Here is a 24,327-nt window from a genome sequence, read left to right as displayed (position 1 = left end):
GGTGCCTGTTTTGTTCAACTATGGTAAAATGTGAGTACTTAGAGAGTCTAAAAGGAAGAAGGCGTTGTGATTGCGAATATCAGGAAAAACCGCGGTAATCACTGGTGGAGCAAAAGGAATAGGTGCGACAGCCGCTCGCATTTTTTGTGAACAAGGTGCTCAAGTTATCATCATCGACTTTGATGAACAAGCGGGTGAAGCGATAGCTCAACAGCTGCATGCTGAAGGAAATGATGCAGCTTTTTTTAAGGCAGATGTAGCAAATGAGCAAGACGTAAATAATGTAGCAGCTGCCATTATTGAGCAGTTTGGAAAGGTCGACATTCTTGTTAACAATGCAGGAATTACAATGGATGCAATGACGTTGAAAATGGAAACAAGTGCGTTTCGTCGTGTTCTTGAAGTGAACGTTACAGGAGTGTTCAATTGTACGAAAGCTTTTTTACCAAGTATGGTGGAAGCGGGAACTGGACGCATTATAAGCACGTCATCGATTGCGGGTACTGGTGGAAACGTAGGGCAAGCGAATTATGCTGCATCAAAAGCAGCTATCATTGGAATGACGAAGACTTGGGCTAAAGAATTCGGTCCTAAGGGCATCACAGTGAATGCCGTGGCGCCAGGCTTTATTGAGACAGAGATGATAGAAACAATTCCTGAAAAAATTATTGCTCAAATTCGCCAGATGACACCTTTTCCACGCTTCGGGACATCAAAGGACATAGCGAATGCGTATTTGTTTTTAGCTTCGGATGAAGCATCGTTTATCAACGGAACAGTTCTTGAGGTTGATGGTGGGATGCTTAAATGATTTGCACATCCTTGTGAAATCATTCACAAAATATGACACTTAACATATGAATACTCATGACATTCATGTCTATTGGAGCGGGATGTTTCCTTGTACGATTAACGTACTAAGAAACGGCCGATCAATCGGACCGCTTATCAGGAGGCTGTCATGAGTAAAGAAAAAACAAAACAGCTACACAAAAACGTTGCTCCTTTTGCAAAGTCAGATTTAAAGAAAAGCATTATTCAACTTGTCAATACCGTACCACCGTTACTTCTTCTATGGTTTGCAGCGTATCAAGCGTTGTCTGTATCCATTTGGTTAACACTAGCGATTTGTGTAGTAGCATCAGGATTTGTAGTTCGGACATTCATTATTTTCCATGATTGTACACATGGTTCTTTCTTTAAAAACAAAAAAGCAAATGATATTGTAGGAACGATTACAGGAGTTCTCACGTTGTTCGCATATGAAAAGTGGAAACGTGAACATGCGATACACCATGCAACAAGCTCTAATCTCGATAAGCGCGGTGTGGGTGATATCTGGGTTATGACGATTCAGGAATATCAAGAAGCGTCACCTTGGCAACGTTTAGCGTATCGTTTTTACCGAAATCCACTAGTTATGTTTGGACTTGGACCATTATATCTTGTCCTGATTTCTAGCAGATTCAATAGAAAAGATGCCCGGAAAAAAGAACGGATGAACACGTATCTCATTAATGCTTGTCTCGTTTTACTTTATACAGGTATGATTTTGCTTGTTGGGTGGAAAGCTTTTGTGATTGTTCAAGGTGCTACAATGTTCACAGCAGGTGCACTTGGCATTTGGTTATTCTACATTCAGCACACATTTGAAGATTCGTATTTCGAGGAAGAAACTGAATGGGATTATGTGAAAGCAGCAGTTGAAGGTAGCTCGTATTACAAACTACCAAGAGTTCTCCAGTGGGCAACCGGCAACATCGGTTTCCACCATGTGCATCACTTAGCTCCAAGGGTTCCAAACTACAATTTAGAGATGGCTCATGAATTGACGCCACCCCTACAAAAAGCCACGACAATCGATATGAAAAAGAGTTTGGAATCACTGCGTTATAAATTGTATGACCCTGAGCACAAAACATTTGTAACCTTCCGTGGAATTCAAAAAGCAGCGAAACTAAAAAATGTTTCCATTGAGTTGAAACCTAAGAAAACTACGTTTGACACGAAATAATGTAGATTAATGGCCATCTCATCAAGAGATGGCTTTTTTAGTTTTTAATCGGTACACTAAAGAGAAATGGATTGGAATGGGAGGGATGCAGATGAATAGTTGGTATAATTTATTTCCTCGATATCCATGGTTAAGCATCTACATCTGGGTTATTTTCTGCGTTCTGCCCTTTTTCTTTATCTTCAGAACGTCTGAACCCATTAATATTGCAATAGGTATTTCCATGGTGTTTTTATATTTGCTATGTTATCGTTTTTCGTTCAAATCTCAGAGCGGACTGGTTTACATGTGGCTTGCGTTTGAAATGGCGATAAATATTGGACTGACTTTGTTGTTCGGCTACGTATACCTAGCTTTATTTACAGCGTTTTTTATCGGAAACATAAGGCGGGCGGTTGGCTTTTTCATCATGTATGGTATTCATATTGCGCTGACAATCAGTGCAATTGTTGCAGGATTCTTTATCGAAATTGATTTGTTTTTACCTCAAGTGCACTTCTTGATTCTGACGTTGATTGGCGTTGTGCTACTTCCTTTCAATTTGTACAATCGGAACAAACAAGAGAAGCTGGAAGGTCAGTTGGTATATGCTCAAGAACGGATATCTGAACTGACTGTGGTAGCAGAGCGACAACGAATTGCACGAGATCTTCATGACACGCTAGGTCAAAAACTATCACTCATTGGACTTAAAAGTGACTTGGTAGGAAAACTGATTACACGTGATCCTGAACGCGCTGCACGAGAGTTACAAGACATTCGTCAAACTGCGAGCATTGCACTGAATGAAGTGCGGGAACTCGTTTCCAATATGCGAGCAGTGCGTCTTTCCGAAGAATTAACCAGAGTAAAGCAAGTGCTGCATGCAGCTGAAATAGACCTTACTGTCGTAGGAGAGGCTACGTATCGAGAGATTACACCAATAGTGGAAAATGTACTCAGTATGTGTTTGAAGGAAGCTGTAACAAATGTAGTCAAACATAGCTTTGCGTCTAGTTGTACGATTACATTTCATCCGGTATCGGAGGATTTTTCGATTACAGTAGAAGATAATGGTATCGGATTATTAGAAGGTGCAGATGCTCTACCGGGAAACGGATTAAACGGGATGCGAGAGCGATTGGACTTTGTGAATGGAATCCTTCATATCCAAAATGAACAAGAGGGTGGAACTGCATTGACGTTCGAGATCCCATCTATTCTAAGACATATCGTAAAGGAGTGAGAGGTACATGATACGGATTGTGTTAGCTGAGGATCAAGGCATGTTACTTGGAGCACTCGGCTCGTTGCTCAGTTTAGAAGATGATATGGAAGTCGTTGGGCAAGCTAGAAACGGAGACGAGGCAGTTAACCTTGTTCAAGAATTACAACCTGATATTTGTATTATGGATATCGAAATGCCGGTCCTAACAGGTCTAGAGGCTGCCGAAAATTTACGTGCTGAACCGTGTAAAATTGTGATTTTGACTACATTTGCTAGAGCAGGCTATTTTGAGAGAGCTCGAAAAGCAGGTGTCCGAGGTTATTTACTAAAAGATAGCCCGATAGAAGAACTAGTTAGTTCCATTAGGACGATCATGGCAGGACGTCGCATTTACGCACCAGAACTCGTAGACATTGCATACGGCGACGATCGAGAAATCGAAAGTCCGTTGACTGAACGAGAATCAGAAGTACTGGAATTGATTGCTGACGGGAAAACAACGAAACAAATTGCAAACGTCTTACACTTAACACCTGGAACTGTGCGAAACTACATCTCAATTATCTTAGACAAAATGTCAGCGGGTAGTCGTATTGAAGCTGTGAAGCGTTTCAGAGAAAAAGGTTGGTCCAAAGGACAATAATTAGCGAAGCCATTTACAGGAGGGAAATTATGCAAAAAATGGAGAAGTTAGTGACGGATTTTCCACTAATTAGTCATATGGCAAACAAAGAAGAGGTTTTATGGAAGAATCCCCATCTCACCACTACAGCGTCAGCACTTAAAACCTCAGGTTTGACGTCAGCAGATGTCAAAGAGGCATCGGATCGACTGAAACGATTTGCACCATTTTTTGCAGATGTTTTTCCAGAAACGAAAGCTAATGAGGGACTTATTGAATCTCCCCTAACTGAGATTCCAGTCATGAAGGAGCGGCTAATCGATGAAACTGGCATCCTTTTTGGAGGCACCTTACTCATCAAACAAGATAATGCGTTACCTGTATCTGGATCTATTAAAGCACGTGGTGGGTTTCATGAGGTGTTAAAACATGCGGAAATGTTGGCGATAGAACACAAACTTCTTAAGAACGAGCAGGATTATCGTCAGTTTTCAGAGCAACCGTTCAAAGAGTTGTTTGCTTCCCATAAAATTGCGGTTGGTTCGACTGGGAACCTTGGTTTGAGCATTGGAATCTTGAGTGCTGCTCTTGGATTTAAAGTGACTGTTCACATGTCAGCCGATGCAAAACTTTGGAAAAAGGAATTGCTTCGAAGCAAAGGAGTTACGGTCATTGAATACGAGGATGACTACAGTAAAGCCGTAGAAGAAGGGCGTCGTGAAGCTGAACAGGATCCGATGTGTCACTTTGTGGACGATGAAAATTCACGCGATCTATTTCTCGGCTATGCAGTTGCGGGTGAACGAATCGCTGCTCAGTTTCAAGCAAAAGAAATTGTCATAGATGAGGCGCATCCTTTGTTCGTCTATTTGCCATGTGGTGTAGGTGGTGGGCCAGGTGGTGTCGCGTTTGGTTTGAAGTTGATGTTTGGAGATGCCGTTCACTGCTATTTTGCAGAGCCTGTCAGTGCACCATGCATGTTACTTGGCATGATGACTGAGTTACATGACAAAATTAGTGTACAAGAAATAGGGCTAGACAACAAAACAGTTGCTGATGGACTAGCAGTAGGTCGACCGTCAGGCTTTGTTGGGAATGTCATGAAGCCTTTTCTTGAAGGGATTTATACCGTGAAAGACAATACATTATTCGGATTGCTCCGCATGCTTGCAGATACAGAGTCAATTTATGCAGAGCCATCTGCACTTGCAGGAATGATGGGTGCACTTCACACAGGGTCTTCAGGTGTAGCGAATGCTACATCCAGTCGAGCGAAACATCTTGTCTGGTCTACCGGTGGTGGAATGGTACCAGGCGACGTGATGGAAGATTATTATAAAAAAGGCGGAAATGTCGAATTATTTCCCGGGAAATCGACAAAAAGTGCAGAATGACTCAACGACAGTTAACGTTAAAATGAAACGTTAACTGTTTTTTTATTCATATAAATGGATGGATATTAGGACCCCATATTCGTTTGAAAGTACATGCCTAGGGGAATATATAGTAAAGATACTTAACAACATTATCTGGAGGATGAACATTTATGAACTCCCCTGTAACTCAAGCGATGGATAACCAAAAAGATCAACATCAATCTACAATGCCTGCCGCAAAGTGCGTAACAGAATATGATACTTTACGTCGGGTCGTTTTGTGTGAACCTAAATACATGGCGATTGAAGATATTATCAATGATGTGCAAAAGAAATATAAAGATGAAAATATTGATCGTAAGAAAGCGATGCAGCAACATAAAGAATTTGAATCAAAACTAAAAGAACACAATGTAGAAGTCATTAAACTGCCTTCTTCAGAGCACTATCCAGAGCAGGTGTTCACCAGGGATATCGGATTTACGCTCGGTGAGCGGCTATTTCTAGCTGATATGGCAAGTGATATTCGTAAAGGTGAAGAAGCGGCTCTTCAAAACTGGCTTCTACAAGAAAATATTCCTTTCCGGGTCTCAGAAAGCAGGGTAGAAGGCGGAGATGTGATTGTAGACCGCAACCGTGTGTTTGTAGGGATTAGTAGCCGGACGAGTGAAGAATCTGTGATGCATTTAGAACAAATCCTCCCTGATCACGAAGTCATCCGAGTACCGTTCAATGAAAAGTATTTGCATCTCGACTGTGTATTCAACGTGATTTCCCCTGAGGACGGACTGTACTTTCAGGAAGCGTTCGATGCGGAAACGCGCGAGAACCTAGAGTCGATGTACAATCTGATCGAAGTTAACAAAGAAGAACAATTTACGATGGGTACGAATGTATTGTCAATTGGAAGCGGGCGGCTGTTCAGTCTGCCACAGAATCCACAGGTCAATGCGGCGATGCGTAGTAAAGGTTTCGATGTAATTGAAATCGACTTCTCTGAAATTATTAAATCGGGTGGCTCATTCCGTTGCTGTTCAATGCCAGTAGTACGAAACGATTAATTGGAAAGGCCGCTACTTATTTTTGAGGAGCGGCTTTTTATAATTTTTAAGATTGGGATTCAACGATGAGGAGGGGTTTTAATGGAGAAAGTAATTTATCTTGTAAATCATGGAGAGGCAGAAGGGTATAACGCTCAGAATTCATTGACAGCTGAAGGTATTCTACATGTGTCCGAACTTGCACAGTTTTTAGAACGGTATCCAATTGAACGTATTATTACAAGTCCTTTGATGCGGTCAAGGCAAACTGCAAACGAAATTGGAGACAAACTTGGTATTCATACTGAGGAAGACAGCAGACTTGCGGAACGTCAAATGAGCTCACAAGTATTTGATGAATGGTTGTTGAAAGTTGAAGACACATTTTTAGATTTGAATCTCTCATATGAAGGTGGCGAGACTTCAAACGAAGCGATACAGCGAGCGTGTGAAGTCATTGATGAACTTCCAGACAATAACCATACGGTATTAGTTACGCATAGCTTATTACTTGTGTTGCTCATGCGCTGTTTTAATGAGCGCATTGGATTTGAAGAGTGGCAAGCAGTTAAGCACCCAGATGTCTATGAAATGAGATTGACTGAAGCGGGTGCACAGATCACCCATTTGTGGGAACATGAGTGAACCATTAGAGGGCTTCCAAGAATTTTCGTGGTCGCTCTTAAATTTGTTTATTTATAATTGTAAAAGGTGCAGTGAATCTTGAAAGGTGTTCATAAAGCAAGGAACGTGATCATAAAAGCGAGGAAGTGCTCATAAGGCATGGGGAGTGATCATAAAAGCTTGAAAGGTGCTCATAAAACATGGGAAGTGATCATAAAAGTGGGAAAGTGCTCATAAAACATGAGAAGTGATCATAAAAGTGGGGAAGTGCTCATAAAACATGAGAAGTGATCATAAAAGTGGGAAAGTGCTCATAAAACATGGGAAGTGATCATAAAAGTGGGAAAGTGCTCATAAAGCATGAGAAGTGATCATAAAAGTGGGAAAGTGCTCATAAAACATGGGAAGTGATCATAAAAGTGGGAAAGTGCTCATAAACATCAGAAAGTGCTCATAACCCTAGTCCACAAATAAACCACAATCCTCTAAAACAAAAAACTGCCGGACAGCAACGCCAATAGCTCACAGTCCAGCAGTATTTATTCACAAATGTTGCAGTCGTCTTCCGATTGGATGGTGCAGCAGGCGTGCCGCAAGAACCCCTCCAATAATTGCCCCACTCACGCTGGAAACGACGAAAGGGGGGAGGAAGAAGAAAGCTCCCACGGACGTTCCCATTAAAATTGCCGCGTATGGTACTGCAAACAGAGAGGCGATGAGGCCGGTTCCAATCATCTCTCCTAGCGCGGCTGTCCAAACTCGACCTGTTTTCTTAAACAGAATGCCAGCAAAGGCTGCACCTATCATTCCGCCTGGAAATGCGAGCAATGATCCTGTTCCGGTTAGAATTCGGATAACCGCAGTCATGAAAGCAATCATAATTGCAGGAACGGGACCGAGAAATACAGCAGCAGCCACATTAACGGCATGCTGAATCGGATATGCTCGCGCAATTCCAGCAGGGAAGGAAACAAATACGGAACCTGCAACCGCAATCGAAACGAGTAACCCCATGATTGCTAGTTTACGTGTACCCATTAGATACTTACCCCAACATGTTGAACTGCCTCAACGATCGAACGAGCAGCTGCTTCTGGATTCTTTGCACCCGCAATTGCTGAAATGACGGAAACTCCAGATGCTCCGCTTTTCATCACAACGTCCAAATTGGTTGCGGTAATCCCACCAATTCCGACAATCGGAAGTTCGGGAAAGATTGCAGCCACTTCTGAAATTCTTGAAGTTCCTGACACAGGCTTTGCGTCTGATTTGGAAACGGTTTGATAAATGGGTCCCATCCCTATGTAGTCTGCACCAGCAGCAAGAGCGATGGTTGCTTCTACAACGGAATGTACCGAAACCCCTAACAATTTCTCTTTACCGATTTTACTGCGTACTACAGATGCAGATAAATCGTCTTGACCGACGTGTACACCATCAGCGTCAATCAGAATTGCAAGCTCCACATCATCATTCACAACGAATGGGACGCCAAATGCCTTACATAATTGCTGACAACTTTTTGCGAATGCCAGTTTTTCAATCCCTTGCAACGCATCCGGTCCTTTTTCGCGTAACTGAAAGCACGTAATCCCTCCGTGTAACGCTTGTTCAAGTACTTTTAAGGGATCCCCGTTGGGTGCATTAAACGAACCCATAATAAAATACACACGCAAGTCAATGTCTCTCAATGAGTTCTACCTCCTTAGACTTTAACTGACCACTCTTCCGGAATGCTGCGTGATTGGTAGGTCCATGACCGTGTCCAATTTCGATTCCATCCTCAATGGCTGCATGAATAAAATTCTTAGCTGTCACAACCGCTTCTATCAATGAATGCCCCCTCGCTAACTCGGCAGTAATCGCAGCTGCAAAAGTGCAACCCGTTCCGTGTGTATGCTGCGTCACAATCCGTTTGGATCGCATTAAAAAGTGCTCTCCACTTGCAGTCATGAACAAATCTTCCGCATATGGAACATCTTCACGGTGCCCTCCTTTTAATAGAACTGCAGAAGCTCCCACGGAAAGCAGTGTACTCGCAGCGAGTACCATATCCTTTTCTGAACGAATTGTTTGACCCGTCAATACTTCTGCTTCTGGAATGTTCGGTGTAATGAGCGTCGCTACAGGGAGTAAGTGATTTCTTAATGCTACAATTGCTTCGTTCTGCAACAAAGAAGCGCCGCCTTTTGCGATCATGACAGGGTCGATGACCAAAGGAATTGTTGGATATCCCTTTAATTCATTTGCGATTGTCTCAATAATTTCAGCAGAGAATAACATTCCTGTCTTAATCGATTTCACCGAAAAATCAGTGAGTACTGCTTGTATTTGCGCTGCAACAATCCCTGCATTAACTGGCTGTACAGCGTGCACGCCAAGTGTGTTTTGCGCGGTAATCGCTGTCAGTGCTGACGTGCCAAATACACCAAGTTCCTGAAACGTTTTCAAATCCGCTTGAATGCCAGCACCGCCACCGCTATCAGAACCAGCAATCGTTAACGCTACTGATATCACGAAATCACCTCCTGTTCGTACTGGAATTGATCATCGGTAACGTCTTGAGATTCTATGGAATGAAGTGTATTTAAGAAGTTCATAGCAAAATCGCCAGGGCCAAATGACTGTTCAGCTGCGATTTCTCCAGACTTTTTATAGAATGCAAGACTCTCAGCTACTGTTTGAAGGGCGTCCCCATGACTAACAGCTAAAAACGCTCCAGCCACTGCACTGAGGAGGCACCCTGAACCGGTTACAAGTGACATAAGTTCATGTCCACCTGATATTCGAATTACTTGCTCGCCATCCGTGACTAGATCTGTTACGCCTGTGACAGCGACTAAGCAGTTATTCTGTCGGGCAACTAGCTTCGCTGCATTTGTAATATCAACGTCACCACTTCCGGCGTCAACGCCTTTGGCATTCCATGTAACACCAGAAATCGCTGCAATTTCTCCTGCATTTCCTCGGATCAGTGTGAAATCCAAGGTGTCTAATAAATAATCCACAGTTTGCTTACGAAACGCAGTGGCACCTGCCCCAACAGGGTCAAGAACGAGAGGGTGTCCTTGTTGAATTGCACTCTTTCCAGCCGCAATCATCGAATCGCCAGTTGTCGAATCTAGCGTTCCAATATTCAGAAGGGTACAAGAAGAAATTGCAGCGATATCGGCAGCTTCTTCCAAGGAATCCGCCATAATCGGAGAAGCGCCGAGAGCCAACAAGCCGTTTGCTTGGAAGTTAGCCACCACAATATTCGTAATGCAATGTATTAAAGGATTGGCTCGTTTCAGGTCTGTGAGAATGGTATGTTGTCGTATCATACCTTTACCTCGGTGTTAGATTCGGCTTCCCATTGCTGCTGGGTCCAAGCCATTTCCCAGAACTGTAATTCGTAATGGCTACTTTTCACAAAGTGTGCTTTCAGTTCTTCACGTTTTTCTAATGAAACAGAATCCGCCAGTTCATTCATGCGGTTGATTTGTTCGCGGGTCGCTTGTTCAAACCATTCGGATCCGTATGTCCCAATCCACTTATCGTAAATGGGATGATTTGGCGTAGCGTTTTTCAATCGTTCACCAATTTCGTAATACAACCAATAGCAGGGGAGTAGCGCTGCTAGCGTATCCGCAATGTCCCCATTCATAGCTGTTCGGTACAGATGAGAAGTATAGGCATAAGCTGTTGGCGCTGCCTCAAACGAGTTGAGGACCTCATCAGTGACGTCGAGTAATTCAAAGAACCCTTCGTGCAACGAAATCTCAGCTCCACATGTTTCTTCCGCATGCTGTGCAAAGCGTTGTGTCGTCGCTAAATCTTTTGCTTGAACAGCAGCCAGTGCATGGACTTTTGCAAAATGCTTCAAGTAATACGAATCCTGAAGTACGTAAAATCTGAAAATGTTTTCAGGTAGTGTTCCACCTGCCAAGTGTTGAACAAATGGATGGTTAAAACTAGCCTCCCAGCTTTCATTACAAAGTTCACGAACTTCTTCACAAAACGTCATTTAAAACCGCCCCTTTCGATGAATGAACCGAAAAAAAGCCGTCCCTATCGACTCATCAGTCGAAGGAGCGGCTCGCGTAATAGGAAATTTCAAGGAATCTACAAAGATATAGACTCGTCCATGTGCGATCCACTTCCCTCCGCTGGTATGAGCCAGATCAGGTTCCAAGGGTCCGCATATCTATATGCGTCTCAGTCTTTTACAAAGACTCCCCCAGTGGGCAATCGTTTTCAGTTTTCTCCCTCACTATATCATAGTTTTAAAAATTGGCAATAAGGGCAAAATACAACTACTACGTGAAAAGAGGAGGCCATGTACATGCCGGATCGCTTTGAAATCACATCTGTCACCCATGAAGTTGGTCGAATTGCATTTGAATGGGATGATGCAGGTGGAATGTACCACGTGTATAAAGACGGCGAGCACATTTATGAAGGTACATCCCCTGATTTTCAAGATACTGATCTTTTAGCGGACACGTTTTATAAATATACAATCGAACGACATGTAAATGATGAGGTGAAGGACGTGGTCGTCATGCAGACCTCCACATTTTCCATGGAGAAAAACAAAAGTAATCCTCTTCAGTCCCTGGTCACGACGACAATTATTGCTAGAACACAAATTGCATTATCCTGGGAACGTTTGAGTGACACAGAGACGTATATCATTTATCGCAATGGGGAACAACTAGACCAGGTGGATTCCAATCGATTTATCGACAGGGACTTTACGATGGATGAACCAATTACGTACGCGATCTATTGTGAGAGGTCTATTGTTCAATCTGAAGTGACCTTCAACAATGCGAGATCTTTCATCGCCAAAGCATTGGGATTGTTTTTACCTAAAGACAAGGAAAAACCAGCCTACATTGAAGGGTTCACGATGATGAAATCTATTAATAGCCCCTCTGCGTTGTTGACTTCAATTTATGATTATCAAAAACCAGCTACCGTCAACCAATGGAACTTCAGATACAAAACGTTTCTTGAGGCCGATCTAGTTGAAAACCCGAATGTACTATCTCCTAATCGGTATTTTAAAGGCGATGATCGACAATTTGACCCGGAGTCCGATGCCTTTCGAACTTTTGTTGACATTGAAATCCATACAAACAACCCGGAGGATCCTCTTACGTTCACAAAAAGAGTAGGTGAAAGTGTTGCCTATGGATTGGATAAAAAAATCCGCGACCATGCAACGGCATCCGATGAAGAGATTATTTTAAAGCAGTTTGATTATGGAAGAGATGAAACAAGATTTAACTTAGAACACGCAGTAGGCAATCCATTGACGACAGCTCCAGATATAAATTATGAAGTCCAAGCGGTCCTGCGAAGGAATGGAACGTATGATATGACTGGTTTTCATGACCAGTCACCGAATCATGAAATCTACTTAAGAAAAGGGGAAACCAATCGATGGATCCCTGTTCATCAAAGCAGAAGTGAAGGACTTGCTTATATGAGTGGGGTTACGGCGTATCAGTATTGGCGTTTTACCAATATCAATTAACTACAATAGGGCGCAGGTACTATTGTGACAGCATCAAGTTATTCAAAATTAAAGGAGAGATAAATATGACAAAAACAGCAATCGTATATTACAGTTCAACTGGCACGAATCATCAGCTAGCAGAATGGGCGGCTTCAGCCGCTAAAGAAGAAGGATCTGAAGTGAAGTTGTTAAAAGTGAAAGAAACGGCACCAGCAGCTGCAATTGAATCGAATGCAGCATGGAAAAAACATCATGACGCAACGCAAGATATTCCGGAAGTGAAACCAGAAGACTTAGAATGGGCAGATGCAATCATTTTTAGCATTCCAACACGCTTTGGTAATATACCTGGACAAGTGCAAAGCTTCATCGACACTGTTGGAGGTCTATGGGCACAAGGCAAACTTGCCAATAAGGCAGTGAGTGCGATGTCTTCGGCACAAAACGAGCATGGTGGGCAAGAGGCAACGATTTTATCACTCTATACAACGATGTACCATTGGGGAGCAATTGTCGTAGCGCCGGGTTATACAGATCCTGTGTTATTTGCAGCGGGAGGTAATCCGTACGGAACAAGCGTCGCGGTTGACCAAGATGGTGAAATGAAGACAGATCGAAAAGCAATTCAAGCAGCGGTAGCTCACCAAGCGAAGAGAACCGTGATTGTTGCAAAAGCACTTCAGCATATGGCGTAATCTAGGCAGTTCCACAAAATAACAAAACCGTCACCCGCAAGAGGGTGACGGTTTTGTTATTTCACGAGTAATACAGGACAACTAAGTCGCTTCATCACTTTGTGACTGACACTGCCAAGAATCATTTCCTGGAAAGAATTAAGCCCGCGACTACCAATGATGACAAGGTCAAACAACTCTGTATGCGCATAGTCGATTAACACCGGTGCTGGGTCTCCATGGAGGATTTGGACTTCGTAAGGCACATCGTATTCACGCAAGACCATTTCGATAGGTTTGAGTTGCTTTTTGCGTGCCAGTTCTAGGGAATCCTTATTCTTTGCGTGCAGTACGGATTCTTTTGCTTTGTCAAAATCCGCTACGAACACGATAGTAATCGTGGAGTCATCTGAACAGTTAGCAAGCCGTGCAGCTTCTCTAGCTGCACGAATGGAGTTATCAGATCCATCTGCAGCAAGCATGATTTTCTGATACATCAGTGCCACCTCATTTATCAATAGAGTCAGGTCATAAGCTCATTAAGCAGACGCCTGCTGGATTCCCCTAATCCGGTAATCGTTACATTCACACCACGACTACGATAGGATTCAGTTACTTTTGTGACGGCAACAACTGCGGAATCATCCCATACTTGGGAATCCGTGAAATCGAGGATGATCCGACCAGCCGCTTCATCTACACTAAAGGCTTCATGGAACTTCTCAACGGATGCAAAGAACAATTGACCTTTCACAGCGTAGCGGATGGAGTCATCCTCAACAATGCGGTCTACTTGTATTTTAGAGATTTTAGCAACGAAGAGAACGGCACTCAACACGACTCCTGCAATAACACCCTTAGACAAATCATTTGTTGCGACAACAATTACTACGGTTGTCAGCATAACGAGTGCATCCGCTTTAGGTGCTTTGCGAATATAGGAGAACGAACTCCAGTCAAATGTCCCGATTGAAACCATAATCATAATTCCTACCAGAACAGGCATCGGAATTTGAACGACCAGGTCACCCAGCACGATAATCAGAAACATGAGGAACGCACCTGCTACAAATGTCGACAATCGTGTTCTACCTCCGGATTTAACGTTAATAACGGACTGACCGATCATTGCGCAACCTGCCATTCCACCAAAAAAGCCATTAATAACATTGGCAATTCCTTGCCCACGGGATTCCCTATTCTTTTCACTGTCTGTTGCGGTCATGTCGTCTACAATTGTTGCAGTGAGCAATGTTTCAAGCAGGCCGACAATCGCCAACGCAACAGAATAAGGTAATATGATTATCAAGGTTTCAAACGTAAAGGGTACGTCTGGGATTAGAAAATTAGGGAGCGATTTTGTAATCGCACCAAGATCTCCAACAGTTCGTAAGTCTGCGCCTGAGTAAATTGCGACGATACTAAGTGCGACAATAGCGATGAGGGGTGCAGGGATTGCTGTGAAAAATCTTGGTAAAATATAAACGATGAGCAACGTCACTGCTACGAAAACATATGTCATCGTTGAGACTCCTAGTAAGTGAGGGACTTGTGCCATGAAAATGAGAATTGCCAAGGCATTTACAAATCCAATCATAACTGCATTAGGAATGAACTTCATCAGCTTTGCGACTTTAAAAATACCGAAAATCACTTGGATCACCCCGGTAAGAATAGTCGCAGCGAGTAAGTAATCAAGACCATACTCACGAATAAGTGGGGTCATGAGCAAAGCCATCGAGCCAGTTGCTGCGGAAATCATTGCTGGGCGTCCACCTGTAAAAGAAATTACGACAGCAATGATGAAGGAAGCATATAGACCAACCATCGGGTCAACACCAGCGATGATTGAAAAAGCGATGGCTTCAGGAATTAGTGCAAGGGCTACGACGATGCCCGCGAGGACGTCAGCTCGAACATTCGAGAACCAATGCTGCTTTAAGTATGATGCCATTTTTGTAGACTCCCTTATAGAAAAAGTTGCAGATGCGTTACGGTGTACTGCATCTCCTTAGTGTATCACGGGGAGTCACGACAATAAATGGCCGTTGAAGAATATGTTTATAGAAACTAACTAACTTACTACAGAACTATCTAGGTTCTTTAGGAAGACGAATTGTAAATTTCGCTCCGTAACCTTTCTTACTTGTGACGTCAATAGTTCCTCCATGTAACGTTACGAGCTGACGCACAATGGAAAGACCAAGGCCGAATTCTCCGTATGGATTGGATGTCCGTGAGTCAATCGCTTTATAAAAACGGCTCCAAATCTTTTCGACTTCATCCGAATCCATCCCGATGCCGGTATCTTGAATTTCTACAATGACGTGATCACTATCTGTTTTCGCTAATAACGAAATTTCTCCTTTTTCCGTGAACTGGATACTATTCTTTGTAATGTTCAACAAGATTTGAGTAAGACGATCGTAATCGGCGAAGACGGTCAATGTTTCAGGTGCTTGCACTTCGATTGTTGTCCCACGTTGTTCAGCTGCCGGTTCCAACTGCTCACGAATCACTTCGAATAATTCCAAAACCAGAATTGGTTGCTTGATCAATGTAATTTGGTTTGATCTGATTTTTTCATAATCAAGATTTTCGTTAACGAGGCGCAACAACCGTTTGGTTTCTCCACTTGCAAGTTGCAACGCTTTGTCTTTTTCATTTTCAGAAATCAGATTACTCCGCAGCCCTTCAATCGTTCCCCGAATTGTCGTTAGCGGCGTTCGGAGTTCGTGGGAGACATCTGCCATGAATTGGCGTCTACGGTTTTCCAGGTTCTCAATTTCTTCATGGGAAGTATGCAGGTCACTGACCATCGTATTAAAATCCGTTGCCAGTGCGTCGATTTCATCTCTTCCGTTTTCAGGAATCCGGATCGTATAGTCACCTGTAGAGACCGCCGCAGTGGCTAAACGAAGTCGCTTTATACGTCGTCCATGGTAGATGGACAGCAATCCGCTTAGAATGACAGCAACCGCTAATGCAGCGAGGGCGGCGTAGAACAAATATTGATTCATTTGTGAAATGATGGCTCGAGGGCCTTCAATAGGGGAGGTGAGTAGAACACCTCCGACAAACTGAGGTCCTTGGAAGTAAGGGAGCAACACAAAAGTGACGGCCTGATCAAAACGACGTTGCTCTTGGCGGACCGTAACGGCTTTTCCACTTTGAAGCTGCGCCCATTCTGATTCATTGAGTTCAATTAACGGGGTTTTGAGCCCAGTCGAGTAAATGATTTTCGAGTCTTCATCAAACAAACTATACTCGATGTCCCTGCTATTGAGCACTTGACCAAAGGATTGAAGAGTTTGTTGTGAAGGCTTCGGACTTCGATCGATATCTGTCAGAAGGGCATGTCCATATTGTGCGAGCTCATCAGTTTTCGTATCGTATACATATTGCTCGAAAAAGTGGGAAAACAGTAGCCCCACTAGAAGGACTGCGGCAACAATTACACTCACGTGGCTGACTAACTGTTGAGTAAAGTAGTTCACTTTCATGAGGATGCCTCTTCCGATTCGTCAAACTTATAGCCAACTCCCCATACGGTATGGAGCACTGTGGTTCCGATTCCTGAAATTTTCGTTCGTAGCCGTTTAATATGAACATCCACAGTCCGATCATCTCCGTAAAAATCGAATCCCCAGACACGTTCAAGCAGTTGGTCGCGCGAGAAAACCTGTTTTGGGTGGTGAATGAAAAAAACGAGTAAGTCATATTCTTTTGGCGTTAGGTTTTCGATAGCAACACCGTCTGCGAACACTTCACGGGCATTTTCATCCACACGGAAATGGACCGTTTCAAGCAACGGATTTGTTTCCATCTCTTTTGTAGTTCGTCTTCGTGTCACGGCTTTAATGCGTGCCATTAAAGCAAGTGGGCTGAATGGTTTCGTTACATAATCGTCAGCACCCATTTCCAAACCGAGCACCTGATCGGACTCGCCATCTTTTGCGGTGAGCATAATGATTGGGACGTCATTTCCTGTTTTTCGAAGGGTTCTACAAATCGTCACGCCATCCATCGAAGGAAGCATCCAGTCGATGATGAGGCAGTCCCACGAATCTTGTTGGGCTCGTTCTAAGCCCACTTTTCCGTCCAAGACGAACTCGCCATCAATGCCTTCCTTTTCAAAAAACAAGCCAATCATCTGCGACACACTTTCATTATCTTCAATGACAAGAATCTTCAACGAAGTTCGCCTCCTTTGCTTTAAAGCTATCGGGAAATTCCTATTCATGCAACTCATTTGTCCACTACGAAAAAGCTGCCCAGAACCCAACTAGTAGGTACTGGACAGCTGTTCTGTAACTTACTTCTCGACATCGGCATTACTCGAGAGTGTCGTGTTCACAACTTGTTGTTTGCCTTCTCGATAGATGGTGAATTTCGCTTGGTCTCCAACTTTTAGATCCGTATAGAGAATTTTGCGTAAAGCGGTTGAAGAGTCGATTGCTTGTCCGTTCACTTTAGTGATGACATCTTGTTCTTTGAATCCTGCTTTTCCAGCGGGTGAATTAGGATCCACACTACCGACCATGACTCCACCTTTCACACTGTCTGGAATATTCTGTACATACATTTCAGGAACTTCTGCAAGGTCGACGAGGCCGATTCCGATATATGGACGTGTGATTTTGCCGTCCTTCATCAGCTTGTCAGCAAGTGGCTGTACATCATTGCTTGGGATGGCGAAGCCCAAACCTTCGACGCCGTTTTGAGCGATTTTCAAGCTGTTAATCCCGATCAATTCTCCGGATCCGTTTACTAGCGCACCACCACTGTTACCAGGGTTAATGGCTGCATCCGTCTGAATGACATTCATTTCCCACTTCCCAGCGGATGTGTCGACGTCGATAGAACGAGTCGGCGCGCTTACAATCCCTTGAGTAACGGTACCAGAAAAGTCCAGACCGAGTGGATTGCCGATTGCAACAACCTCGTCACCTGCACGAAGTTTTGAAGAATCTCCGAATGATAATGTGCCTTCTGCATATTTTTTATCCATCTTCAGGACTGCTAAATCTGTGAGAGGGTCAGTGCCGACTAGGACAGCTTCCGTTTCTTCACCGCTTGCTGTTGTGATCCCGATTTTGGTTGCGTCCGCAATCACATGATTATTTGTAATGATATATGCATCCGATCCCTCCGTTTTGAAGACGACTCCGGAACCCGTTCCAACATTTTGAGACTCCGATGTACCGGCAAACCGATTGCCAGCGGACTGATAATTATCGATTCCGACAATTGCTTTAGAGGCATCTGCTACCATGTCAGATAGAGAGTTTTGTGATTGAGCGCCGGTGTTTTGCACGTTGTAGGGAGTAGACGTTTCAGGTTGTGTAGCTGATTGAAGACTGCTGTCCTGCTTCATAATGTCTGTATTCGCGACTGCCCCTAGTGTTAATGCCGAGCCAAGCACTCCTGCGCCTACTGTGGATAATAGCCATTTACTTTTTGATGTATTCATTGTCCATCTCTCCTTTATCTATTGCTGATAAAGTAAGTGTAAATCCAACTTATGAACAAATTATTACCGAGACGTTAACAAGTTATTAATCGTAGTAGACTTAATTCTATAGTGAAATAAAATTGAAATAATCGAACTAGTCAGATATAGTTATAGAGAAATGGAAATTTTTTTATTTTCAAATGAAAGCGCATACATCATTCATGCTTGAGGACAACCCGACATAGAGTGTTCATGTGTGCAATGTACATGCACCGATTTTCTACAAAACTTGCAGAAATGGGAGGAATGGAAATGGTACAACAAATTGAAAATCTAGTTTACGCAAACCCGAACACTGAAGGCGCAAAGGTGAATTTCAAGGAACGATACGATAATTTCATAAATGGTAAATGGACAGCCCCTGTCAATGGAGAATACTTTGACAACCCGACTCCTGTAACAGGAAAGGTGTTTACACAAGTAGCACGCTCCACTGCGGAGGATATTGAACTAGCTCTAGATGCAGCACATGCTGCAAAGGATGCATGGGGGACGACGTCGGTAACTGAACGCTCTAACATTCTTTTGAAGATAGCAGACCGGATTGAAGAAAATCTAGAGATGCTTGCTGTAGCAGAAACGTGGGAGAACGGGAAAGCAATTCGGGAAACGCTAAATGCGGACTTACCATTAGCAATTGACCATTTCCGTTATTTCGCATCTGCGATTCGTGCTCAAGAAGGTGGTGTCAGCCAAATCGATAACGATACGGTTGCCTATCACTTCCATGAGCCTGTTGGAGTCGTTGGACAGATTATTCCTTGGAATTTCCCGATCCTGATGGCGGTTTGGAAACTTGCTCCTGCACTCGCTGCGGGGAATTGTGTGATTCTTAAGCCGGCAGAGCAAACTCCGGCATCGATTCTTGTGCTTGTTGAATTGATTGAAGACTTATTGCCAGCGGGTGTTTTGAACGTCGTGAACGGATTCGGTCTTGAGGCAGGAAAGCCACTGGCATCCAATCCACGTATCGGCAAGATTGCGTTTACTGGAGAGACGACGACAGGTCGAATGATCATGCAGTATGCGTCCCAAAATCTTATCCCAGCCACACTCGAGCTTGGCGGTAAATCACCGAATATCTTCTTTGAGGATGTAATGGCAGAAGACGACGACTTCCTGGACAAAGCGGTAGAAGGGTTTGTCATGTTTGCATTGAACCAGGGTGAAGTTTGTACATGTCCTTCACGCGCACTTATCCAAGAGTCAATTTACGATGAATTCATGGAGAAAGCATTGGCACGCGTAGAAGCCATTAAAGTTGGGAATCCGCTCGATCCGACAGTCATGATGGGGGCACAAGCTTCTACAGAACAGCTTGAGAAAATTTTGTCGTACCTAGACATCGGTAAGCAAGAAGGCGCTGAGTGTCTAACAGGCGGTGAGCAAAACAAGCTGGATGGGGAGTTGGCGGATGGCTATTACGTGAAGCCTACTGTCTTCAAAGGCCACAATAAGATGCGAATCTTCCAGGAAGAGATTTTTGGGCCGGTTGTTGCAGTTACAACGTTCAAGACAAAGGAAGAAGCGCTTGAAATCGCAAACGACACATTATATGGACTCGGTTCCGGCGTTTGGACACGTGATATGAATACAGCGTACCGTTTTGGACGGGGTATCGAAGCGGGTCGTGTGTGGACGAATTGCTACCATGCTTATCCTGCTCACGCTGCGTTCGGTGGTTATAAAGCATCTGGAATCGGACGAGAAAACCACTTGATGATGCTAGAACATTATCAGCAAACGAAAAATATGCTCGTTAGCTACAGCGAACAAAAGCAAGGATTCTTTTAAGCAAAATAGAGAGGTGAGTAGCAAATGACAGAGCGGGTTATTGCGACGGAAGCAACGCTAGCGCTGATCAAGCAACTCGAACAGAAACACGGTCCGTTAATGTTTCACCAATCAGGAGGATGTTGTGACGGCTCATCACCAATGTGTTATCCGGAGGGCGATTTAATCGTAGGGGATCAAGATGTGCTTCTCGGGCTTATTGGCGGCGTTCCGTTCTATATGTTACGTAGTCAATTTGAGTACTGGAAGCACACCCAACTGATCATTGACGTCGTGGATGGAAGAGGCGGAATGTTTTCGCTTGAAGGAGTCGAAGGCAAACGGTTTCTCACCCGTTCACGCGCATTTACAACTGATGAGGTTGAACAGCTCCAAATATAATGAAGACGGCACCCGAATAATGGGTGCCGTCTTTGTTTTATTAAAAGGGGATTATAGAAAACGTTTTCGATCCGCGGCCGTCGGAAGCATACAGGCCTCTTCTTTTTTCCCGAACCACTTATACCGATTGCGTGCAACATAATCATAGGCACTGTCTCGTATAGGAGCTGGCACGATAATGAATAAAAAAGCGAGATGCCAAAGTCCATCAAGCTTTTTGGCAATACGGAGGGCCGCGCCTGATTTCGTATATGCTTTGCCCTTTTCAACGAGAACTAAACTGTCTACATCATCCGGGATACCGAAATCTTTAGAGAGTTGCTGTCCAGTTTCACTTTGAAGAGAGGCAAATTGAAAATACTCATACGGATCACGTTTTATAATGAATTGAACACTCGAATCACAAAAGTTGCATTCCCCATCGAATAACACTGTTCGCTTCATGGACGATCCTCCTTAAAACACATGGTATATATACTATAACCTAAAACAAAACAGCTGAAACAAACTAGAGCTATTGTAAAATGTAAAAATAGACAGAATACTCTTTACAATTAATTGGTAGCATGCTAGACTACAGGTGAGAAAATGTTGTTTGTTTGACCTCTTAGCGCTTCGCCGTTTAGTGTCCCGCCTGTGACTATCATAAGGGAAGGTGAACGAAGTGGAACGTCAAAACATTCATCCGGATGAAATGAACTTGCGTAGGGACATGGACTACATCGCCATGTTGCAAATGATCGGAGAAGGTGCACCAGACTTTAGCAGATTTCTTGACCATCATTCGGAATCCTCTTCAGAAATAGGGTTTGACGAGCACGAACTCCCTAGAGACTATCAGTAAAAAACCTTCCATTTGGAAGGTTTTTTGTTTGGCTGAAAAATCTCGAGACAAAATTGGGGGGGTTTAGGTGTTTTATGCCCCTCAAGGGCTCATGGAGTTGGGGGATATAGATCTAAACAGAAAGCACCACATGTTCAAATAGAGGTGGGCGTTGCCAGCAAATGTTTTAACGGAAATACCGACGGTTTTTACTGCCACCAACTATTTGAAATTCCATCTTTTTCAAAATCCGATAGGCCATGTGCCGATTGGTTAGATGAAGAAAGTCACGGCACTGCTGATTAGACATTGTCCCGCCAAATAACAGGAACCAGTCGCGTATTGCTTGGTCGCCAGCTTTTGAGCTTTTTTCCTCACAAACAGAGCAGTACCAATTCAATCGATTTTTCAACATAGTTGGAGCAGCGCACGTCTCACAAAAAACACCGCTCCTAAAGTCTTGAGCAGTCAAGGAATAACTTTCGCAAATAGGTAGTGGAAAGAAGTCATGTTGACCTTGCAGGAGTTGGTCATTCAGTAGGGAGAACTGGTCGGGAAGTAGTACAGACGTTGAAGTGGCCAAACGCCGGAGATATGAGGGGATTCCGGATGGATACAGAAAAGGAACATTAGCGCTTTCTGCATTAACGGGATGTTTGGGATGAGCTAGTACAATAGCACCTTTTACAGGCAAATGGATGCTTCGGCAGACTAGCCAATCCTGCAGTAATTCAATTTTCCGCTCGAGCTGAGATACCGGACTTTCAAAACTATTGGTTTGTCCGTTCTCCTGTGTCCGAATAAGTTGCGGAGGATTACTTCTCAGAGTCAGCGCACCCGCAATATTTTTCACTTCGAGCACGACAGCATGCGACGAAGTAACAAACAACGTGTCCACTTGAAAACGAGTACTAGAGTTCAAGGATAGATCATGGAAAATCGCATGAGGAAAGGAAAATATATAATTCTCAAAGACTCGATCCAATACCAGTTCACCCGCGTAGCCCGCTTGAACTGCAGATAATCTTGACTGCAGCGCTTGTTCTTTTGGATGATTTGGCATAATTCTTCGTACTGCAGCCGATAAGGAATCTAGTATTAAAGGAGGCTTCCGAGGCTTCATAAGTACGATAATCACCTCATTTCTAATAATATCAATCTCCATTATTATACCATAAAATGTCGAACAAGTCTGATAGTTATATCCCTGTTCCAATCAAGTCAAATTTAGCAATCTAGAACTGAATGTACGCGCCGGAAGAAACCGGTGCGTTCGTGGTTCGCTTGCGCGCAGAAGGGATCGGAATACGAGCGGAAGAGGAGAGAATGCGAGCGAACGAGAGGCAAAAGCGCGCGGAGGAAGAAATCGGCGCGTTCGTGGCTCACTTGCGCGCGGAAGGGATCGGAATACGCGCGGAAGAGGGGAGAATGCGAGCGAACGAGAGCCAAAAGCGCGCGGAGAAAGAAATCGGCGCGTTCGTGGCTCACTTGCGCGCGGAAGGGATCGGAATACGAGCGGAGGAGGGGAGAATGCGAACGAACGAGAGCCAAAAGCGCGCGGAGAAAGAAAAGTGCGCGTTCGTGGCTCACTTGCGCGCGGAAGGGATCGGAATACGCGCGGAAGAGGGGAGAATGCGAGCGAACGAGAGCCAAAAGCGAGCGCGGGAAGAAACCGGCGCGTTCGTGGTTCGCTTGCGCGCAGAAGGGATCGGAATACGCGCGGAAGAGGAGAGAATGCGAGCGAACGAGAGTCGAAAGCGCGCGGAGGAAGAAAAGTGCGCGTTCGTGGTTCACTATCGCGCGGAAGCGATCGAAATACGCGCGGAAGAGGGGAGAATGCGAGCGAACGAGAGGCAAAAGCGCGCGGAGGAAGAAATTGGCGCGTTCGTGGCTCACTTGCGCGCGGAAGGGATCGGAATACGCGCGGAAGAGGGGAGAATGCGAGGGAACGAGAGCCAAAAGCGCGCGGAGAAAGAAAAGTGCGCGTTCGTGGCTCACTTGCGCGCGGAAGGGATCGGAATACGCTCGGAAGAAGGGAGAATGCGAGCGAACGAGAGGCAAAAGCGAGCGGAGAAAGAAAAGTGCGCTCTCGTGGCTCACTTGCGCGCGGAAGGGATCGGAATACGCGCGGAAGGGATCGGAATACGCGCGGAAGAGGGGAGAATGCGAGCGAACGAGAGGCAAAAGCGAGCGGAGGAAGAAATCGGCGCGTTCGTGGCTCACTTGCGCGCGGAAGCGATCACAAAACGCGCGGAAGAGGGGAGAATGCGAGCGAACGAAAACCAAAAACGCGTCTCGGAAGAAATCCGCATTCTAGGAAGTCATTTGCCCGTGTCTTACTCGGTAACTTGCATGTAATGGAGGGAGGAGGTGATGAAGATGATGCATCAGAATCAAAAATGCTGCATGAAGCCACAACCAATGCCACCAATGCAACCATGTAACAATCAGGCACAACCGATAATCTGCCCGACGCAATACCGTTACCACGATACGTTCATGCCACAGGAGCTACCTGTAGTTCATCCGTTCGTCAACGTAAACCGCCAACATACCGTTCAAATCCCTCGCCATTATTACACAGAAGTGAATGAAACAATGATGGGGCAGACGGTTCAAGCAAGGCCTGGTTATGGACCAGGAATGGGGCAATGGGGTTCTCAACGACCTCCGATGGGACCAGGACCAATGCCTTGGGGAAGATATTAATGTAAGAAAAGATCCTGCAGGTAAGAGTGACTACACTCTACT

The 24,327-nt window shown here is 44.4% G+C and carries 26 protein-coding genes and 1 riboswitch; of the genes, 14 read left to right on the top strand and 12 right to left on the bottom strand.

All coding sequences use genetic code 11. The annotated features are described in order from the left end of the window. The first annotated feature begins 70 nt into the window (after positions 1-70). The 7 genes from fabG (at position 71) to M3197_RS10190 (ending at position 6,904) form a co-directional block, all read left to right on the top strand. Positions 71-811 (top strand): 3-oxoacyl-ACP reductase FabG, encoded by a 741-nt coding sequence (gene fabG / locus M3197_RS10220; RefSeq protein WP_251661252.1) that lies wholly within the window; start codon positions 71-73, stop codon positions 809-811. 150 nt (positions 812-961) lie between these two features. Further along, positions 962-2,014 (top strand): Delta(5) desaturase DesA, encoded by a 1,053-nt coding sequence (desA, locus tag M3197_RS10215; protein WP_251661251.1) that lies wholly within the window; start codon positions 962-964, stop codon positions 2,012-2,014. Between the two features lie 91 nt (positions 2,015-2,105). Beyond that, positions 2,106-3,239, top strand: a complete 1,134-nt coding sequence (locus M3197_RS10210) for a sensor histidine kinase (protein WP_251661249.1) — start codon at positions 2,106-2,108, stop codon at positions 3,237-3,239. Positions 3,240-3,246: 7 nt separating this feature from the next. After that, the gene (locus M3197_RS10205) at positions 3,247-3,864 is read left to right on the top strand and encodes a response regulator transcription factor (protein ID WP_251661247.1); all 618 of its coding nucleotides are present in this window, start codon (positions 3,247-3,249) and stop codon (positions 3,862-3,864) included. Positions 3,865-3,893: 29 nt separating this feature from the next. After that, positions 3,894-5,237, top strand: a complete 1,344-nt coding sequence (gene dsdA / locus M3197_RS10200) for a D-serine ammonia-lyase (RefSeq protein ID WP_251661245.1) — start codon at positions 3,894-3,896, stop codon at positions 5,235-5,237. A 209-nt stretch (positions 5,238-5,446) separates the two neighbouring features. After that, on the top strand, positions 5,447-6,280 hold the full coding sequence (locus tag M3197_RS10195; protein ID WP_251661648.1) for a dimethylarginine dimethylaminohydrolase family protein: 834 nt from the start codon (positions 5,447-5,449) through the stop codon (positions 6,278-6,280). An 81-nt stretch (positions 6,281-6,361) separates the two neighbouring features. Then, positions 6,362-6,904 (top strand): histidine phosphatase family protein, encoded by a 543-nt coding sequence (locus tag M3197_RS10190; protein WP_251661243.1) that lies wholly within the window; start codon positions 6,362-6,364, stop codon positions 6,902-6,904. A 522-nt stretch (positions 6,905-7,426) separates the two neighbouring features. On the opposite strand, the gene thiW is transcribed toward M3197_RS10190, so the two are convergent. From thiW to tenA, 5 genes are read right to left on the bottom strand one after another with little or no spacing between them, the layout of a single operon-like run. Then, the gene (thiW, locus tag M3197_RS10185) at positions 7,427-7,921 is read right to left on the bottom strand and encodes an energy coupling factor transporter S component ThiW (protein ID WP_251661241.1); all 495 of its coding nucleotides are present in this window, start codon (positions 7,919-7,921) and stop codon (positions 7,427-7,429) included. After that, entirely contained in the window at positions 7,921-8,574 is a 654-nt protein-coding gene (gene thiE, locus M3197_RS10180) for a thiamine phosphate synthase (protein WP_285851298.1), read from the bottom strand. Before thiE ends, thiW begins: the two co-directional genes overlap by 1 nt. Beyond that, positions 8,561-9,400 carry a bifunctional hydroxymethylpyrimidine kinase/phosphomethylpyrimidine kinase gene (thiD, locus tag M3197_RS10175; RefSeq protein WP_251661239.1) on the bottom strand — a complete coding sequence of 280 codons (840 nt, stop codon included), beginning with the start codon at positions 9,398-9,400 and terminating at the stop codon, positions 8,561-8,563. Before thiD ends, thiE begins: the two co-directional genes overlap by 14 nt. Beyond that, positions 9,397-10,206, bottom strand: coding sequence for a hydroxyethylthiazole kinase (gene thiM / locus M3197_RS10170; RefSeq protein ID WP_251661237.1), 810 nt, complete (start codon positions 10,204-10,206; stop codon positions 9,397-9,399). Before thiM ends, thiD begins: the two co-directional genes overlap by 4 nt. Continuing rightward, positions 10,203-10,889 (bottom strand): thiaminase II, encoded by a 687-nt coding sequence (tenA, locus tag M3197_RS10165; RefSeq protein WP_251661235.1) that lies wholly within the window; start codon positions 10,887-10,889, stop codon positions 10,203-10,205. The genes thiM and tenA overlap by 4 nt, the downstream gene beginning before the upstream one ends. 117 nt (positions 10,890-11,006) lie before the next feature. Further along, positions 11,007-11,114: riboswitch (TPP riboswitch) on the bottom strand. Between the two features lie 93 nt (positions 11,115-11,207). Between tenA and M3197_RS10160 the strand changes: the two genes are divergently transcribed. Both M3197_RS10160 and wrbA read left to right on the top strand, forming a co-directional pair. Beyond that, positions 11,208-12,407 carry a DUF3238 domain-containing protein gene (locus tag M3197_RS10160; RefSeq protein WP_251661233.1) on the top strand — a complete coding sequence of 400 codons (1,200 nt, stop codon included), beginning with the start codon at positions 11,208-11,210 and terminating at the stop codon, positions 12,405-12,407. 65 nt (positions 12,408-12,472) lie between these two features. Beyond that, positions 12,473-13,084, top strand: a complete 612-nt coding sequence (wrbA, locus tag M3197_RS10155) for an NAD(P)H:quinone oxidoreductase (RefSeq protein ID WP_285851297.1) — start codon at positions 12,473-12,475, stop codon at positions 13,082-13,084. A gap of 56 nt (positions 13,085-13,140) precedes the next feature. On the opposite strand, the gene M3197_RS10150 is transcribed toward wrbA, so the two are convergent. From M3197_RS10150 to M3197_RS10130, 5 genes are all read right to left on the bottom strand, one after another. Then, positions 13,141-13,560 (bottom strand): universal stress protein, encoded by a 420-nt coding sequence (locus M3197_RS10150; RefSeq protein WP_251661232.1) that lies wholly within the window; start codon positions 13,558-13,560, stop codon positions 13,141-13,143. Positions 13,561-13,586: 26 nt separating this feature from the next. Continuing rightward, complete coding sequence (locus M3197_RS10145) at positions 13,587-15,017, bottom strand: SulP family inorganic anion transporter (RefSeq protein ID WP_251661230.1); 1,431 nt, start codon at positions 15,015-15,017, stop codon at positions 13,587-13,589. 136 nt (positions 15,018-15,153) lie between these two features. Beyond that, complete coding sequence (locus M3197_RS10140) at positions 15,154-16,566, bottom strand: sensor histidine kinase (RefSeq protein ID WP_251661228.1); 1,413 nt, start codon at positions 16,564-16,566, stop codon at positions 15,154-15,156. Further along, entirely contained in the window at positions 16,563-17,258 is a 696-nt protein-coding gene (locus M3197_RS10135) for a response regulator transcription factor (RefSeq protein ID WP_251661226.1), read from the bottom strand. Before M3197_RS10135 ends, M3197_RS10140 begins: the two co-directional genes overlap by 4 nt. Before the next feature lie 120 nt (positions 17,259-17,378). Continuing rightward, the gene (locus tag M3197_RS10130; RefSeq protein ID WP_251661224.1) at positions 17,379-18,536 is read right to left on the bottom strand and encodes a S1C family serine protease; all 1,158 of its coding nucleotides are present in this window, start codon (positions 18,534-18,536) and stop codon (positions 17,379-17,381) included. A gap of 294 nt (positions 18,537-18,830) precedes the next feature. On the opposite strand from M3197_RS10130, the gene adh reads away from it, so the two are divergent. Further along, positions 18,831-20,372 carry an aldehyde dehydrogenase gene (gene adh / locus M3197_RS10125; RefSeq protein ID WP_251661221.1) on the top strand — a complete coding sequence of 514 codons (1,542 nt, stop codon included), beginning with the start codon at positions 18,831-18,833 and terminating at the stop codon, positions 20,370-20,372. 24 nt (positions 20,373-20,396) lie between these two features. Beyond that, positions 20,397-20,753 carry a DUF779 domain-containing protein gene (locus M3197_RS10120; RefSeq protein ID WP_251661219.1) on the top strand — a complete coding sequence of 119 codons (357 nt, stop codon included), beginning with the start codon at positions 20,397-20,399 and terminating at the stop codon, positions 20,751-20,753. A gap of 51 nt (positions 20,754-20,804) precedes the next feature. Here M3197_RS10120 and M3197_RS10115 read toward each other — a convergent pair whose 3' ends face one another. Further along, on the bottom strand, positions 20,805-21,197 hold the full coding sequence (locus M3197_RS10115) for a thiol-disulfide oxidoreductase DCC family protein (RefSeq protein ID WP_251661217.1): 393 nt from the start codon (positions 21,195-21,197) through the stop codon (positions 20,805-20,807). A 220-nt stretch (positions 21,198-21,417) separates the two neighbouring features. On the opposite strand from M3197_RS10115, the gene M3197_RS10110 reads away from it, so the two are divergent. Next, complete coding sequence (locus tag M3197_RS10110; protein ID WP_251661214.1) at positions 21,418-21,597, top strand: hypothetical protein; 180 nt, start codon at positions 21,418-21,420, stop codon at positions 21,595-21,597. A 166-nt stretch (positions 21,598-21,763) separates the two neighbouring features. Here M3197_RS10110 and M3197_RS10105 read toward each other — a convergent pair whose 3' ends face one another. Then, complete coding sequence (locus M3197_RS10105) at positions 21,764-22,741, bottom strand: nuclease-related domain-containing protein (protein WP_251661212.1); 978 nt, start codon at positions 22,739-22,741, stop codon at positions 21,764-21,766. A 406-nt stretch (positions 22,742-23,147) separates the two neighbouring features. Between M3197_RS10105 and M3197_RS10100 the strand changes: the two genes are divergently transcribed. Then, entirely contained in the window at positions 23,148-24,020 is an 873-nt protein-coding gene (locus M3197_RS10100) for a hypothetical protein (RefSeq protein WP_251661210.1), read from the top strand. After that, positions 23,956-24,285 carry a hypothetical protein gene (locus M3197_RS10095; RefSeq protein WP_251661208.1) on the top strand — a complete coding sequence of 110 codons (330 nt, stop codon included), beginning with the start codon at positions 23,956-23,958 and terminating at the stop codon, positions 24,283-24,285. The genes M3197_RS10100 and M3197_RS10095 overlap by 65 nt, the downstream gene beginning before the upstream one ends. Positions 24,286-24,327: the final 42 nt, after the last annotated feature.

It is taken from the genome of Sporosarcina aquimarina (assembly GCF_023715615.1).
GTDB lineage: Bacteria > Bacillota > Bacilli > Bacillales_A > Planococcaceae > Sporosarcina > Sporosarcina aquimarina_A.
This window is presented reverse-complemented; position numbering and strand designations above follow the sequence as displayed.

What these genes read in the sequence shown, in the direction of transcription:
- desA (WP_251661251.1), top strand. Translation starts at nt 962, where the DNA reads ATGAGTAAAGAAAAAACAAAACAGCTACACAAAAACGTTGCTCCTTTT.
- M3197_RS10210 (WP_251661249.1), top strand. Translation starts at nt 2,106, where the DNA reads ATGAATAGTTGGTATAATTTATTTCCTCGATATCCATGGTTAAGCATC.
- M3197_RS10205 (WP_251661247.1), top strand. Translation starts at nt 3,247, where the DNA reads ATGATACGGATTGTGTTAGCTGAGGATCAAGGCATGTTACTTGGAGCA.
- dsdA (WP_251661245.1), top strand. Translation starts at nt 3,894, where the DNA reads ATGCAAAAAATGGAGAAGTTAGTGACGGATTTTCCACTAATTAGTCAT.
- M3197_RS10195 (WP_251661648.1), top strand. Translation starts at nt 5,447, where the DNA reads ATGCCTGCCGCAAAGTGCGTAACAGAATATGATACTTTACGTCGGGTC.
- M3197_RS10190 (WP_251661243.1), top strand. Translation starts at nt 6,362, where the DNA reads ATGGAGAAAGTAATTTATCTTGTAAATCATGGAGAGGCAGAAGGGTAT.
- thiW (WP_251661241.1), bottom strand. Translation starts at nt 7,921, where the DNA reads ATGGGTACACGTAAACTAGCAATCATGGGGTTACTCGTTTCGATTGCG.
- thiM (WP_251661237.1), bottom strand. Translation starts at nt 10,206, where the DNA reads ATGATACGACAACATACCATTCTCACAGACCTGAAACGAGCCAATCCT.
- tenA (WP_251661235.1), bottom strand. Translation starts at nt 10,889, where the DNA reads ATGACGTTTTGTGAAGAAGTTCGTGAACTTTGTAATGAAAGCTGGGAG.
- M3197_RS10160 (WP_251661233.1), top strand. Translation starts at nt 11,208, where the DNA reads ATGCCGGATCGCTTTGAAATCACATCTGTCACCCATGAAGTTGGTCGA.
- wrbA (WP_285851297.1), top strand. Translation starts at nt 12,473, where the DNA reads ATGACAAAAACAGCAATCGTATATTACAGTTCAACTGGCACGAATCAT.
- M3197_RS10150 (WP_251661232.1), bottom strand. Translation starts at nt 13,560, where the DNA reads ATGTATCAGAAAATCATGCTTGCTGCAGATGGATCTGATAACTCCATT.
- M3197_RS10145 (WP_251661230.1), bottom strand. Translation starts at nt 15,017, where the DNA reads ATGGCATCATACTTAAAGCAGCATTGGTTCTCGAATGTTCGAGCTGAC.
- M3197_RS10140 (WP_251661228.1), bottom strand. Translation starts at nt 16,566, where the DNA reads ATGAAAGTGAACTACTTTACTCAACAGTTAGTCAGCCACGTGAGTGTA.
- M3197_RS10130 (WP_251661224.1), bottom strand. Translation starts at nt 18,536, where the DNA reads ATGAATACATCAAAAAGTAAATGGCTATTATCCACAGTAGGCGCAGGA.
- adh (WP_251661221.1), top strand. Translation starts at nt 18,831, where the DNA reads ATGGTACAACAAATTGAAAATCTAGTTTACGCAAACCCGAACACTGAA.
- M3197_RS10120 (WP_251661219.1), top strand. Translation starts at nt 20,397, where the DNA reads ATGACAGAGCGGGTTATTGCGACGGAAGCAACGCTAGCGCTGATCAAG.
- M3197_RS10115 (WP_251661217.1), bottom strand. Translation starts at nt 21,197, where the DNA reads ATGAAGCGAACAGTGTTATTCGATGGGGAATGCAACTTTTGTGATTCG.
- M3197_RS10105 (WP_251661212.1), bottom strand. Translation starts at nt 22,741, where the DNA reads ATGGAGATTGATATTATTAGAAATGAGGTGATTATCGTACTTATGAAG.
- M3197_RS10095 (WP_251661208.1), top strand. Translation starts at nt 23,956, where the DNA reads ATGATGCATCAGAATCAAAAATGCTGCATGAAGCCACAACCAATGCCA.